We start from the raw sequence: 13,240 nt of genomic DNA, 5'->3' as shown, positions 1-13,240 counted from the left end.
CATGGACCATCGGACAGGCCCTAGCCGCCGCGTTTTTGCAGCTGGGCCAGGCGAACGGTCCGTGCGGCCGCCTGCGGGTCGTCGAACGCGCCGAGAAGTCCCAGGGCCTCCTCACCGGCGGTCTGTGCCTGCTCGTGCTCGCCGAGCAGGCTGAGCGCGTCCGCCAGGTTGTGCAGGGCGCAGGCGAGCGGCCAACGGGCGTCGAGACCACGGTGGAGGGCAACGGCCCGGCGGTGCAGCTCCACCGCCTCCCCGTACCGCCCCAGTGCCCGGCAGGCCTCCCCCGCGCTGTCCTGCGCGAAGGCCTCCCGGGCGGTGTCGCCGAGCCGCCGCTGAATGCCCGCGGACTCCCGGCACAAGCGCAGCGAACCCTCCGGGTTACCCCGCGCCCGTTCGAGCCGTGCGGACTCCATCAGCCAGTGCCCCCGCCACACCTGGTTGTCCTCGTCCCGGGCGATCGCCAGTGCCGATTCGACGGCGTGCCCGGCGGCCTCCAGATCACCCGCCTCCCGCCGCGCCCAGCACAGCAGGAACAGGGCGTTACCCGCACTCCCCCGGTCGCCGAGGGCGCGGAAGTCCGCCAGCGCGGGTTCGAGGATCCGTACCGCCTCGCCGTACCGGCCCAGTTCGCACAGGGACTCCGCGAGATTGCTCTGGAGCAGCGCCGTCCAGCGGCGGTCTCCGAGCTCGCGGAAGATCGCCGAGCTGTCCTGGAAGTGCGCGCGGGCCTCGTCCAGCCGGCGGAGGCGGAGGCCGAGCAGCCCCAGCGCGTTGACGGAGACGGCCGTGCCGCGCCGGTCACCGAGCCGTCGGCGGATGTCCAGCGCGGAACGGTGGCAGTCCTGGGCCTCATCGAGCCGCAACGCTTGGAATGCGGCCTTCCCCAGGCTTTCCAGCGCCTCGGCCTGCCCGTCGGGCTCCCCCGCACACGCCGCGGCGTCCACGGCGATACGGGCGGTCGTGGCCCAGTCGTCGAAGGCGTTGTGATGCATGTACACGGCCCGGAGCACCACGGCGAGGCGCCATGCGAGCTGCGGGAACCCTGATGCGGCGGCGACCCGGATCGCCGTGACGAGATTGGTGCTCTCCGTCCGGTACCACTGGAACGCCGGCTCGTAGCGCCCGAACCGGAGCGATGAGCCGGGCGCCGGGAAACGGTCGTCGAGGTCGTAGCGATCGAAGGGCGCGATGGCGCGCTGCGCCGCGTCGGCGGAGTGGAGGTACCAGGTGAGACAGCGTTCGAGGATCTGCCGCCGCTCCGGTTCGCTCTCCGTCTTCCGGGCCTGGTCGGCCGCGTACGCCCGCAGCAGGTCGTGGAATTCATAGCGCCCGGCCGGTCGCCGCTCCAGCAGATGGGCGCTGACCAAGGTGTCCAGCCATCCGCGGACCTCTGCCGGTTCGGCACCCGCCAGGCCCGCGACGGCGGGGAGCCCGAACTCGTTTCCGGGATGGAGACCAAGGAAGCGGAAGAGGCGAGCGGCGGGCGCGGGCAACGCCCGGTAGGACCACTCGAATACGCTGCGCATCGCGTCGGGGCCGCCCTTCTCCTCGGTTGTCAGGACATTCCATAGTGCCGACTCGTCGCGCAGGTCGTCGATCAGCTCACGCAACGGGATCGACGGCCAGCTGGCGGCCCGTTCCGCGGCTATGCGCAGGGCCAGCGGCAGGCGGGCGCACAGCCGGGCGAGTTCCGCCAGATCGGCGCGCCGGTCCCGGCCTCGGTACTCGACGGTGGCGGTGCGCAGCAGCGTGACGGCGTCCGCGGTCGGGAAGGTCTCCAGGCGCACGCGCAGGGCGCCCTGCTGCGCGACCAGTCCGGACAGGTCGTCCCTGCTGGTCACCACGACCAGGCAGGTTGCGCTGCCGGGAAGCAGGGGGCGCACCTGCCCGCTGTCCATGGCGTTGTCGAGGATCACCAGCATGCGCCGGCCGGCGAGGAGCGAGCGGAACATCGACTCCCGGCGCTCCCGTTCGATCGGCACCAGCGCGGCGGGAACACCGAGGTCCTCCAGGAATCGCCCCAGTACCTTCTCGGGCGACACGGGCGCGTCGACGGCGTAGCCGCGCAGATTGGCGTACAGCTCGCCGCCCGGGTAGCGCGACCGGATGGTGTGCGCCCAGTGCAGGGCGAGCGATGTCTTGCCGACGCCGGCGGTTCCGGTGATGACCGCCACAGGCAGCACGGAGGGCGTGTCGCGGCCGTCCCCGACGAGCTGTTGCAGGCGGCTCAGCTCGTGGGAGCGGTTCACGAAGTGACGTGTTCCCCCGAGGAGTTGGCGGGGAACTATGGCGGGGGCGTCCGGTGAAGGCTGATGGAGGTGGACCCCGCCGTGGACGTCCCGGGCCTGTACGACGCCGTGCGCCGTAGCCGTTCCTTCGAACCTGTTGACGTGCCCCGCGGCATCGCTCATACCGAAGCGCGGCACGGAGGCGGCAGGGGTGCCACATGGTCCCCGAACCAGTCCTCCAGGGGGTCGCCCGCCTCATAGAGGTCCTGGATGAATCTCTGGCAGCGCAGAATGAGCTCGGGGTCGACGAATTTGCGGGCGGATTCCAGAATTCCCCGGTCGTCGTAGACCGCCTGGTACATCACCTGGGAACCGAGCGTATAGATCTCCGGCAAGGGGCCGTCCGCCTCGAATTGTGCGACCTGGTCGGCTGCGACGACACGAGTCGGGCCGCCGCACTGGCTGCGGACGCGTAAGGCGTGCAGTTCCCACTGCAGATAGTCGCTCAGGGGCTCTTCGACCACTCTGACCCGCCGGGCGAGAAATCCATGCCGGTCGATCCTGCGGTGGTAGCCGTCCATCTCCGCCCGCCCCGCCTCCAGCAGGCGCAACGACTCGTGCCAGTCCCCGCGGGCGAACGCCTCCCAGCTGTCGTAGCCGGGTTCCTGGAAGGTCTGCTGCCGCTCCAGCTTCCAGAAGCCGAGGTCAGCACTCTGCCAGAAGTGCTTCTCGAAATCGGCGTAGTAGGCGTCGAGCGCCATCGGCTGGCCGGTCGCGCCGTCGAGCGGACTACTCATCCGGGATGTCCGCCTTGGCGGCGACCATGGTCGCCCTGGGGATGATGACCAGCCGCTCACCGGGGTCGACGCTCACCCCGTCCGGCAGCCTTCCCTCGTACGAGGCGGTCAGGTCGGTGCCGATGACGGCGACATCGCCGTTGTCCAGCTCCCAGATGTCCGGGCAGCTGGAATTGCCGGAAGTCTGCCCCAGTTCATGCGAGGACTTGCCCAGCCGCCGCGCTAAGGACGCTCCGGGATCGGCCACCCACTTTTTCCCCATCTCGCCTCCTGCCATTGCCATTTGACGGTTCTTCAGGAAACTGCGGGCGACGAGGATAGCACTCGGTGAATTGTGTTGGACACGGTGCGCTACCGGCCGTGCCGCGCGATTGCGCCATACGGGGACGGGTGGGCGTACGAAGCCCCCGCTGCCGTGCGTACGGCAACGGGGGCTCCGGCGTACAGCCCTGTATCGGTGTTACACGCCCGCGGGCTCCGGGGTGCGGTCCGCGTCCTCGGGGCGGGGGCCGGTCTGCTTGCTGCGCTTGGCGGCCTTCTTCTTCGCCCGGCGTTCCTTGCGCAGTTCGATCATCGCGTAGAGCGTCGGGACGAGGAGCAGGGTGAGCAGCGTGGAGGTGATCAGACCGCCGATCACGACGACGGCCAGCGGCTGGGAGATGAAGCCGCCGTCGCCGGTGATGGACAGCGCCATCGGCAGCAGCGCCATGATCGTGGCCAGGGCGGTCATCAGGATCGGGCGCAGGCGGTGGCGGCCGCCCTCGACGACCGCCTCGACGACGCCGTAACCCTGTGCGCGGTACTGGTTGATCAGGTCGATCAGCACGATGGCGTTGGTGACCACGATGCCGATCAGCATCAGCATGCCGATCATCGCCGGGACGCCCAGCGGGGTGCCGGTGGCGACCAGCAGGCCGATCGCGCCGGTGGCCGCGAAGGGTATGGAGACCAGGAGGATCAGCGGCTGGATCAGCGACTTGAAGGTCGCCACCAGGAGCATGAAGACGATGGCGATGGCGGCGAGCATCGCCAGGCCCAGCGAGGAGAAGGCCTCGGTCTGGTCCTGGGAGACGCCGCCGATCTCCGCCGTGGCGCCGTCCGGCAGCTTCAGGGCGTTGATCTCGCTCTGCAGCTTGGTGCTGACCGCGCCGGTGTTGTCGCCGGTCGGCTTGGCGGTGACGGTCGCCGAGCGGGCGCCGTCGATCCGGGTCATCTGGACCGGTCCGGGGACGGTCTCGACGGTGGCGATGGTGCCCAGCTTGACCGGTCCGGCCGGGGTCGGGACGGCCAGGTTCTTCAGCTCGTCCTCGGTGGTGGCCGGGTGGGCCGACTTGATGACGATGTCCCGCTCGGTGTCGTCGAGGACGGCCTTGCCGCTGGTGGTGCCGCGGACCGCCTGGGCGACGGCGCCGCCGAGCGTGGTCTGGCTGTAACCGGCCGCGGCCGCCTTGGCGTTGGGCTTGACGGAGATCCGCGGGACGCTCTGGGACAGGTCGCTCTGGACGTCGGTGACGTCGTCGAGCCCGGCGACGGCCTTGCGGACCTGCTCGCTGGCCTTCTTCAGGACGTCGGCGTCCCCCGCCTTGACGACCACGCTGAGGTCCTGGTTGCCGAAGCCGCCGCCGGCGGTGACGGTGGTCTCGCCGATGGACTTGCCGAGCGTGTCGAGGGAGGTCCGCAGGTCGTCGGTGACCTTGCCGGAGTCCGCGGAGTCCTTCAGCTTCAGCTGGTAGGAGGCCTGGTTGGCGCCGGTGCCGCCGCCGAAGGCCGCCATGAAGCCGGAGGAGCCGACGGTGACCTGGTAGTCGGCGATGTCGTCGTTGGCCGCGAGCAGCTTCTCGACCTTCTTGGCCTGGGCGTCGGCCGCGCCCAGGCTGGTGCCGGGCTTGAGCTCCTGCTTGAGGGTCAGGGTGTCCTGGTCGCCCTGGTCGAAGAAGTTGGTCTTCAGCAGCGGGCCCATGCCGAACGTGCCGATGAGGATGACCACGGCGATGACCAGGCTGGTGACCCGGCGGCGGGTGGCGAAGCGCAGGACGGGGACGTAGAGGCGCTGCAGCGGGCTGCGGTTCTCCTTCTCCTCCGCCTTGCGGCGCAGTTCGTCCGCGGTGGTGCCCGCGGGGATCTCGGGCGCGCGCAGGAACCAGTACGACAGGACCGGGACGACCGTCAGCGAGACGATCAGCGAGGAGAGCAGGGCGACCGTCACCGTGAGGGAGAACGAGCCGAAGAGGGCGCCGACCATGCCGCCGACCACGCCGATCGGGAGGAAGACCGCGACCGTGGTGAGGGTGGAGGAGGTGATCGCTCCGGAGACCTCCTTGACGGCGGAGAGGATGGCCTCGCGGCGCTCCTCTCCGTAGCCCAGGTGCCGCTTGATGTTCTCCAGCACGACGATGGAGTCGTCGACGACGCGGCCGATCGCGATGGTCAGCGCGCCGAGGGTGAGCATGTTGAGGGAGAGGTCACCGGTCCACAGCACGATCAGGGTGATGACGACCGACAGCGGGATGGAGACCGCGGTGACCAGGGTCGAGCGCAGGCTCAGCAGGAAGACCAGGATGACGATGACGGCCATGGCGAGGCCGAGCAGGCCCTCGGTGGTCAGCGACTCGATCGACTTGGAGACCGCGGGGCCCTGGTCGGAGACGACCGTGACGTCGGTGCCCTTGCCCAGGTCCTGACGGATCTGGGGGAGCTTGTCCTTGACCGCGTCGGAGATGGCGACGGCGCTGCCGTCCTGGTCCATGGTCACCATCACGGCGAGGCTGGGCTTGCCGTTGGTGCGGGTGAGGGAGACCGGCGTGGCCGACTGCTCCTTGACGGTGGCCACCTCGCCGACGCGGACCGGCTCGGGGGCGGTGCGGCCGGCGTCGGGGCCGCTCGCACCCGGGCCCGCGGCCGGCGTGACGGCCAGGTCCTTGATCTGCTGGACGGAGGTGAATCCGGCGCCGACCTGGACGGTCTTGCTCTTACCGCCCTCGGCGAAGGACCCGGCGGGCACCGAGGTGCCGCCGGCCTCCAGCGCCTGGCCGAGTGCCTGGGCGTTGAGGCCCGCGGCGGCGAGCTTCTTCTCGTCGGGGGTGACCGCGACGATCCGGTCCTGGACGCCGTCCACGGTGACCTGGCTGACGCCCTCGATGTTCTTCAGGCCGGGTACCACGCTGCGGTCGAGCTGGTCGGCGAGGCTCTGCTGGTCCCTGGCCGAGGAGGCGACGGCGAGGACGACGGTGGGGATGTCGTCCGTCGAGCCGGCCACCACCTGCGGGTCGACGTCCTTGGGCAGCTTGGCGCGGGCCCGGTTGACCGCCTGCTGGACGTCGGCGACCAGGCGCTTGGAGTCATTGCCGTAGTCGAACTGCGCCATGATGACGCCCGAGCCCTCGCTCGACGTCGAGGTGACGCTCTTGATGCCGTCGACCGCCTGGACACCGTCCTCCAGCGGCTCGATCACCTGCTTCTCGACGACATCGGGCGAGGCACCCTGGTAGGGCGCGAGCACGGAGACCATCGGGAGTTCGATGGAGGGCAGGAGCTGCTGCTTGAGCTGAGGGATCGCGATGGCGCCGAAGGCGATCGCGACGATCGATATCAGCGCTATCAGGCCCCGTTGTACGAGGCTGAGTCGGGACAGCCAGGCCATGGGTGGGGTCTCTCTCTTCTGTTCTGAAGGCGGGCCGCTTCTGAAGGCGGGACGGCAGGGGCCTTTGCGGGCCCTCCTAAACCTTCGGCCATGGCCAGGCCGGTTTTCCTCGCTCGCAGGTCGGTTTCCGGCCGCCGCCCGTACCGCGTTGGGAGTAGGGCCGCTCGGCCCTCACTGCACCCGTGGGCGTACGAGTCCCGACTCGTACGCGATGACCACCAGCTGGGCGCGGTCGCGGGCCCCCAGCTTGGCCATCGCGCGGTTGACGTGCGTCTTGACCGTGAGCGGACTGACCGCCAGCTGCTCGGCGATCTCGTCGTTGGACAGGCCGCCGGCCACCAGGACCAGCACCTCCCGCTCGCGGCCGGTCAGCGTGGCCAGCCGCTCCGCGCCCCGTCCGGCGGGGCCGCCGTCGGCCGAACTGCCGCCCTGGGCGAGGAACTTGGCGATCAGGCCCTTGGTCGCGGCGGGCGACAGCAGCGCCTCGCCGGCCGCCGCGATCCGGATCGCGCCCAGCATCTCGTCCGGCTCGGCGCCCTTGCCGAGGAAGCCGCTGGCGCCGTTGCGCAGCGACTGCACCACATAGTCGTCGACCTCGAAGGTCGTCAGGATCACCACCCGGACGTCGGTGAGCTCCGGGTCCTGGCTGATCATGCGGGTGGCCGCCAGGCCGTCGACGCCGGGCATCCGGATGTCCATCAGGACGACGTCGGGGCGCTCCGCCTTCGTCAGCTCGTAGGCCTGGGCGCCGTCGGAGGCCTCCCCCACCACCCGCATGTCCGGCTCGGAGTCGACCAGTACCCGGAAGGCGCTGCGCAGCAGCGTCTGGTCGTCGGCGAGCAGTACCTTGATCGTCATGTGGTCTCCCCCGTACGGACGGTCTGCAGTGGAAGGGTCACCCGGACCTGGAAGCCGCCGGCCGCGCGGGGGCCCGTGACGACCGTGCCGCGCAGCGCGAAGACCCGCTCGCGCATGCCGATCAGGCCGTGGCCGCCGCCGCTGTCGTCGGGGGCCCCGGCCCCGCCCGCCGGCCGCTCGCCGCCCCGCTGGCGGGGTACGCCGGCCCGTCCTGCGCCGTCGTCCAGGACGGTCACGGTCAGCGCGGCCTCGGAGTGCGTGATCCGCACCGTGGCGCGGGCGCCCTCCCCCGCATGCTTGTGCACATTGGTCAGCGCCTCCTGGACCACGCGGTAGGCGGTGAGGTCCACGGAGGCGGGCAGCTGCCGGGGCTCGTGCGGGATGTCCAGGTCGACGGGGATGCCGGTGCGTACGAATCCCTCGACGAGCTGGTCGAGGACGCCGAGGCCGGGCGCGGGCTCGGTCGGCGCCTTGGGGTCGTCGGACTGCCGCAGCAGGCCGACCGTGGCGCGCAGCTCCTCCAGCGCCGAACGGGACGCCTCGCGGACGTGCGCCAGCGCCTCCTTGGCCTGGTCGGGGCGGTTGTCCATGACGTGCGAGGCGACGCCGGCCTGGACGTTGACCAGCGCGATGTGGTGGGCGACGACGTCATGGAGCTCGCGGGCGATGCGCATCCGCTCCTCGGCGACCCGGCGGCGGGCCTCCTCCTCACGCGTGCGCTCGGCCCGCTCGGCGCGCTCGCGGATGGCGTCGATGAAGGCGCGGCGGCTGCGGACGGCGTCGCCCGCGGCGGCGGCCATGCCCGTCCAGGCGAAGATGGCGACGTTCTCCTGCGCGTACCAGGGGCGGGGCCCGCAGAGCATCGCGGAGGCGGTCAGCACGACGACGGTCAGCGCGCCGATCCGCCAGGTCGTGGGCCGGTCGGTGCGCGACGCCAGGCTGTAGAGCGCGATGACGGCGGCGGCGGCCACCGGGGCGCGCGGGTCGGTGGCGCGGGCCACCAGCTCGACGATGGTCAGCGCGCCGGTGGCCGCCAGGACCGTACGGGGCAGCCGGCGGCGCAGCACCAGGGCGGCGCAGGCCAGCGCGGCCAGCACCACGGTCGCCGCGGAGAGCTGGTGGGGTGCGATGCGCGGTCCGTGGATGCGGTGCGGATCGACCACCGCGCCGCACAGGATGCACACGAAGGCGGCCACCGCCAGGAGGGCGTCGAACGCGAGCGGATGCGTCCGGTGCCATTGGAAGCGGCCGGCGGCGCGGGGCGCGTCCGGAGCGGGGTCGGGGAGACTCACAAGAGGAAACGGTAACGCCCCGGCCCTGTGGGGGCCGGGGCGCCGGGTGCCGTATGCGCTGGAGTGGAGGTCGCCGGGAGGCGGTCAGCCGGGGATGAGCCCGTCGTCGCTGAGCATCTCCCGTACCTCGGAGAGGGTCGCGTCCGGGGCCGGCAGGATCAGTTCGGACGGTTCGAGGGCGTCGTCCGGGAGCGGTGTGCCCATGCGGCGCACCGCTTCCAGGAGGGCGCCGAGGGTGCGCCGGAAACCTTCCACGTCGCCGCTCTCCATCTCCGCGAGCAGCTCGTCGTCCAGCTTGTTGAGCTCGATGAAGTGGGCATCGTCCAGCTTCACCTGGCCCTCCCCCATGATCCGTACGATCACGACGGTCTCCCTCGGTCCGGTTCCGACGGTCCTGGCGAGGCTAACCCCCGCCGGCCGTCACTGCTTGTCGAAACGCGGCTGGTCCTGCTGCGGGGCCTGCTGGGCCTGACCGGGCGTGCCGCCTTCGATGGCCTGCTGGCCCGCCGACGGGCCGCCCGCCAGCTCGGCCTTCATCCGCTGCAGCTCCAGCTCGACGTCGGTGCCGCCGGAGAGCCGGTCCAGCTCGGCGGCGATGTCGTCCTTGGCCATACCGGACGGGTCGTCCAGCGCGCCGGAGGCCATCAGCTCGTCGATGGCACCGGCCCTGGCCTGCAGCTGCGCGGTCTTGTCCTCCGCGCGCTGGATGGCCATGCCGACGTCGCCCATCTCCTCGGAGATGCCGGAGAAGGCCTCGCCGATCCGGGTCTGGGCCTGGGCAGCCGTGTAGGTGGCCTTGATCGTCTCCTTCTTCGTCCGGAAGGCGTCGACCTTGGCCTGCAGCCGCTGGGACGCGAGGGTGAGCTTCTCCTCCTCGCTCTGCAGCGTCTGGTGCTGCGTCTCCAGGTCGGTGACCTGCTGCTGCAGCGCGGCGCGGCGGGAGAGCGCCTCGCGGGCGAGGTCCTCCCGGCCGAGCGCGAGCGCCTTGCGGCCCTGGTCCTCCAGCTTGGCCGACTGGCCCTGGAGCTGGTTGAGCTGCAGCTCCAGGCGCTTGCGGGAGGTCGCCACGTCGGCGACGCCGCGGCGTACCTTCTGCAGCAGTTCCAGCTGCTTCTGGTACGAGTAGTCGAGGGTTTCGCGCGGGTCTTCGGCCCGGTCCAGGGCCTTGTTGGCCTTCGCGCGGAAGATCATCCCCATCCGCTTCATGACACCATCGCTCATGGGCCTCGCGCGCCCCCTTCTGACCGAGTTACATCGGGCTTAGGCTCCAGCACATCTACAGACCCCACAGTACGGGCCCTGGTTCCATTACCGCACTGTTCGCGCCCGGATGCGCTCCTCCTCCAGGACGATCGCGGAGCGCGTTTCCTCCCGCGCAAGGAGTAGGCGCCCGCCCCTGGGGGGCGGCGGACGGGTGCCGTTGCCGGATCGTTCCCGTCGAACCCTGGCCCCACCGCGGCGAGCACGTACCCTTGGGTGTTGTGTTCCGAAGCCGTTCGAAGGATGAGCAGGCCGCGACCGCCAAGGTGACCGCGGACCAGCCCCAGCAGCCCCGCGACCCGCAGGCCCCCAAGGGCCGCCCGACACCGAAGCGCAGCGAGGCCCAGTCGCAGCGCCGCTCCCGTGCGCATACGCCGACCAACCGCAAGGATGCCGCCAAGGCCCAGCGGGAGGCCCGCCGTGCGGACATGGCCCGCCAGCGCGAGGCGCTGGCCAGTGGCGACGAGCGGTATCTGCCGGTGCGTGACAAGGGGCCGGTGCGCCGGTTCGCCCGCGACTACGTCGACTCGCGCTGGTGCGTCGCGGAGTTCTTCCTGCCGATGGCCGTGGTGATCCTGGTGCTCACCATGATCCGGGTGCCCTCGATCCAGAGCATCGCGCTGCTGCTGTGGCTGGTGATCATCGTGCTGATCGTGCTCGACTCGGTGATGATCTGGTTCCGCCTGGGCAAGCAGCTGCCGGAGCGGTTCCCGAACGAGAACCTCAAGGGCGTGAAGGCGTACGCGGTGATGCGGACGCTGCAGATGCGGCGGCTGCGGCTGCCCAAGCCGCAGGTGAAGCGGGGCGAGCGGCCCTAGGGCTCGTGCATTCTTGCTGTCGGCCGGGTCCCCTGCGGACCCGGCCGACAGCCGTGTCCGGGGTCAGTCCTCCGCGGCCGCGTGCAGGCTCATCGGGCCCGCGTAGATCTCCGTGTCGTCCTCGAAGAGGCGGACCTGGTCGACGCCGCCTTCGAGGAGCGCCTTCCACTCCTCGCCGATCCAGGACTCCGCGTCGCCCTGCGTGGTGAACTCCTCCGGTTCGACGGCCGGGGCCGTCTCCGTACCGTCGGCCTTCTCGAACCGCCACGTCCACGCCATGTGCGCCTCCTGGATCCCACCGAGTACGTGTCTGTCCCACCGCGGACCGCGTCTCGACGCACTCCGCCATGTCGTGCTTCCGTGCTGATCGGCAGCCTAACGGCCGTGTCGAGCCCGCCCCCGCCGCGCCCACCGGGAGCGGACGCGAGAAACTCGGCGGTGTGGATGTGACTCTCCTCGGCACCGGGGCCCCGCAGGGGCTGCCGCGCCCCGGCTGCCCGTGTGCCGCCTGTGCGACCGCCGTCGGCGACGAAGCGCGGGCGGCGACCGCGCTGCTCGTCGACGGGGCGCTGCTGATCGACCTGACACCCGGGCCGGCCTTCGCGGCCGCCCGCGCCGGGCAGTCGCTGACGGGCGTCCGGCAGGTGCTGCTCTCGCATCCGCACAACGGGCCGGCGATGGAGGTGCCGGCCGGGCTGCCGACGCCGGGCCGGGTCGCCGACGGGCGGGAGCTGGCGCTGCTGGACGGGCACCGGGTGCTGGCCATCGCGGTGGACATCCCGGGGACCGGTTACGAGATCTCCGGGCCCGACGGCGAGCGGCTGCTGTACCTGCCGCCGGGGGCGGCGCCGGCCGGGCTGAGCGAGGTGAACGAGGGCGCGGGCGGCGGCCATGCGGGCCCGGGCGGTGCCGGTCCGTACGACCTGGTGCTGCTCGACGTACTGGAGCGGCCGGACGCGCTGGCCCGGCTGCGGGCGAGCGGGGCGGTGGACGCGGCGACGGACGTGGTGGCGGTGCACATCGACCACGGCGTGCCGCCGGGGCCCGAGCTGCACCGCAGGCTGGCGGCGGTGGGTGCGCGGGCGGTGGCGGACGGCGGCTCGCTGGTGGTCGGCGAGTACCACGCGGTGCCGGATCTGCCGCGGCGCACGCTGGTGCTGGGCGGGGCGCGCAGCGGGAAGTCGGCGGAGGCCGAGCGGCGGCTCGCGGCCTTTCCTGACGTGGTGTACGTGGCGACCGGGGGCACCCGGGACGGCGACGAGGAGTGGGCCGAGCGGATCGCGCTGCACCGCGAGCGGCGGCCCAGCAGCTGGCGCACGGTGGAGACCTGCGATCTGGTGCCGCTCCTGGAGGCGGCCAGGACGGGCCCGGAAGCCGCCGGGCCCGTCCCGGGGCGGCCGGCCGATGCCTCGCCGCTGCTCATCGACTGTCTGGCGCTGTGGCTGACGCACGCCATGGACGAGGTCGGGGCGTGGGACGACGCGGCCTGGGAGGCCGGGGGCCGGCGGGCGCTGCGGGAGCGGACCGATGCGCTGGTGGCGGCGGTGCGCGAGACCCACCGGCCGGTGGTGGCGGTGAGCAACGAGGTCGGCTCGGGGGTGGTGCCGGCGACCTCGGCGGGCCGCCGGTTCCGCGACGAACTGGGGCGGCTGAACGCGGCGTTCGGCGCGGAGTGCGAGCAGGTGCTGCTGGTCGTCGCGGGCCAGGCGCTTGCGCTGCGCGGCTGACGGAGCGCCCCGGCGGGCCGTGTCCGCTTGCCTGCGGGCGCGGCGGCGGGTGCGCTTGGCCTGTGACCGGAACCGAGCTGACCGACGCGGCCGTACGCGCCTATCTGACGCGCCATCCGGAGGCGACGGTGGTCGCGCTCGGCGAGGGGCTCGGCACCGGCTTCTGGCGGCTGGACAACGGGCGGCTGACCTGGCTGACGGTGCAGCCGCCCGAGGCCACCGCGGTGCGCCGGATGCTGCTGCCGGACGGCGCCCGGCGGCGTACGGTCGCCCGCGCGGTGGCCGACCACGGCTGGCTGGACGCGGTGCGCGAGCCGCACCGGGGGGTCATCGTCACCGCGCCGGGCGTGCTGAGGCGGCTGCCGCCGTCCGCGGTGCGCGCCCTGCTCGCGGCGTGCGCGGAGCGGTTTCCCGGTGGCGCGCTGGTCGGTGACGCGCGGTCGCGGCGGGCGCTGGTGCGGGTGGCGGACGCGCACCCGGGCATCGCCGCCGTACGCGAACTGCGGCCGGCGGGACTGCGGCATCGGCTGCCGGGCCGGAGGTTGCGGACGCCGCCGGTGTGCGAGGTGCGGTTCGCGGCGCGGTGAGCGGGACGCGGAGCGCGCGGGGCTCCTTCCCCG

General features: G+C 72.1%; 12 protein-coding genes. 3 read left to right on the top strand and 9 right to left on the bottom strand.

What is annotated here, in order from left to right; translation table 11 throughout:
* Positions 1 to 20: 20 nt before the first annotated feature.
* The 8 genes from ACWD6P_RS18485 to ACWD6P_RS18450 all read right to left on the bottom strand — a co-directional run bounded on the left by ACWD6P_RS18485 (position 21) and on the right by ACWD6P_RS18450 (position 10,036).
* Positions 21 to 2,249, bottom strand: a complete 2,229-nt coding sequence (locus ACWD6P_RS18485) for an ATP-binding protein (protein WP_451445162.1) — start codon at positions 2,247 to 2,249, stop codon at positions 21 to 23.
* A 158-nt stretch (positions 2,250 to 2,407) separates the two neighbouring features.
* Positions 2,408 to 3,025, bottom strand: a complete 618-nt coding sequence (locus ACWD6P_RS18480; protein ID WP_451445161.1) for a DUF6879 family protein — start codon at positions 3,023 to 3,025, stop codon at positions 2,408 to 2,410.
* Positions 3,018 to 3,287 (bottom strand): hypothetical protein, encoded by a 270-nt coding sequence (locus ACWD6P_RS18475; protein WP_451445160.1) that lies wholly within the window; start codon positions 3,285 to 3,287, stop codon positions 3,018 to 3,020. The genes ACWD6P_RS18480 and ACWD6P_RS18475 overlap by 8 nt, the downstream gene beginning before the upstream one ends.
* Before the next feature lie 198 nt (positions 3,288 to 3,485).
* Positions 3,486 to 6,665 carry an efflux RND transporter permease subunit gene (locus ACWD6P_RS18470; RefSeq protein WP_451445159.1) on the bottom strand — a complete coding sequence of 1,060 codons (3,180 nt, stop codon included), beginning with the start codon at positions 6,663 to 6,665 and terminating at the stop codon, positions 3,486 to 3,488.
* Between the two features lie 171 nt (positions 6,666 to 6,836).
* The gene (locus tag ACWD6P_RS18465; protein ID WP_451445158.1) at positions 6,837 to 7,523 is read right to left on the bottom strand and encodes a response regulator; all 687 of its coding nucleotides are present in this window, start codon (positions 7,521 to 7,523) and stop codon (positions 6,837 to 6,839) included.
* Positions 7,520 to 8,815 (bottom strand): sensor histidine kinase, encoded by a 1,296-nt coding sequence (locus ACWD6P_RS18460; protein ID WP_451445157.1) that lies wholly within the window; start codon positions 8,813 to 8,815, stop codon positions 7,520 to 7,522. The genes ACWD6P_RS18465 and ACWD6P_RS18460 overlap by 4 nt, the downstream gene beginning before the upstream one ends.
* Positions 8,816 to 8,899: 84 nt before the next feature.
* On the bottom strand, positions 8,900 to 9,178 hold the full coding sequence (gene pspAA / locus ACWD6P_RS18455; RefSeq protein WP_451445156.1) for a PspA-associated protein PspAA: 279 nt from the start codon (positions 9,176 to 9,178) through the stop codon (positions 8,900 to 8,902).
* A gap of 57 nt (positions 9,179 to 9,235) precedes the next feature.
* Positions 9,236 to 10,036, bottom strand: coding sequence for a PspA/IM30 family protein (locus ACWD6P_RS18450; protein WP_451445155.1), 801 nt, complete (start codon positions 10,034 to 10,036; stop codon positions 9,236 to 9,238).
* 260 nt (positions 10,037 to 10,296) lie between these two features.
* Here ACWD6P_RS18450 and ACWD6P_RS18445 point away from each other — a divergent pair, with 260 nt between their 5' ends.
* A complete protein-coding gene (locus ACWD6P_RS18445; protein ID WP_451445154.1) occupies positions 10,297 to 10,893 on the top strand; it encodes a DUF3043 domain-containing protein in 597 nt (198 codons plus the stop codon).
* A 63-nt stretch (positions 10,894 to 10,956) separates the two neighbouring features.
* Here the strand turns inward: ACWD6P_RS18445 and ACWD6P_RS18440 are convergent, their stop codons facing one another.
* Positions 10,957 to 11,172 carry a hypothetical protein gene (locus ACWD6P_RS18440; RefSeq protein ID WP_451445153.1) on the bottom strand — a complete coding sequence of 72 codons (216 nt, stop codon included), beginning with the start codon at positions 11,170 to 11,172 and terminating at the stop codon, positions 10,957 to 10,959.
* A 161-nt stretch (positions 11,173 to 11,333) separates the two neighbouring features.
* Between ACWD6P_RS18440 and ACWD6P_RS18435 the strand changes: the two genes are divergently transcribed.
* Both ACWD6P_RS18435 and ACWD6P_RS18430 read left to right on the top strand, forming a co-directional pair.
* Positions 11,334 to 12,620 carry a bifunctional adenosylcobinamide kinase/adenosylcobinamide-phosphate guanylyltransferase gene (locus ACWD6P_RS18435; RefSeq protein ID WP_451445152.1) on the top strand — a complete coding sequence of 429 codons (1,287 nt, stop codon included), beginning with the start codon at positions 11,334 to 11,336 and terminating at the stop codon, positions 12,618 to 12,620.
* Between the two features lie 62 nt (positions 12,621 to 12,682).
* Positions 12,683 to 13,207: a class I SAM-dependent methyltransferase gene (locus ACWD6P_RS18430; RefSeq protein WP_451445151.1), complete on the top strand. Its 525-nt coding sequence runs from the start codon at positions 12,683 to 12,685 to the stop codon at positions 13,205 to 13,207.
* Positions 13,208 to 13,240: the final 33 nt, after the last annotated feature.

It is taken from the genome of Streptomyces sp. NPDC002446 (genome assembly GCF_053595675.1).
Note: the sequence above shows the minus strand (reverse complement) of the source record. Positions and strands in the feature narration are given on the sequence as shown.

Coding starts and splice junctions, on each gene's coding strand:
- ACWD6P_RS18465 (WP_451445158.1), bottom strand. CDS start 7,523: ATGACGATCAAGGTACTGCTCGCCGACGACCAGACGCTGCTGCGCAGC.
- ACWD6P_RS18450 (WP_451445155.1), bottom strand. CDS start 10,036: ATGAGCGATGGTGTCATGAAGCGGATGGGGATGATCTTCCGCGCGAAG.
- ACWD6P_RS18480 (WP_451445161.1), bottom strand. CDS start 3,025: ATGAGTAGTCCGCTCGACGGCGCGACCGGCCAGCCGATGGCGCTCGAC.
- ACWD6P_RS18475 (WP_451445160.1), bottom strand. CDS start 3,287: ATGGGGAAAAAGTGGGTGGCCGATCCCGGAGCGTCCTTAGCGCGGCGG.
- ACWD6P_RS18440 (WP_451445153.1), bottom strand. CDS start 11,172: ATGGCGTGGACGTGGCGGTTCGAGAAGGCCGACGGTACGGAGACGGCC.
- ACWD6P_RS18470 (WP_451445159.1), bottom strand. CDS start 6,665: ATGGCCTGGCTGTCCCGACTCAGCCTCGTACAACGGGGCCTGATAGCG.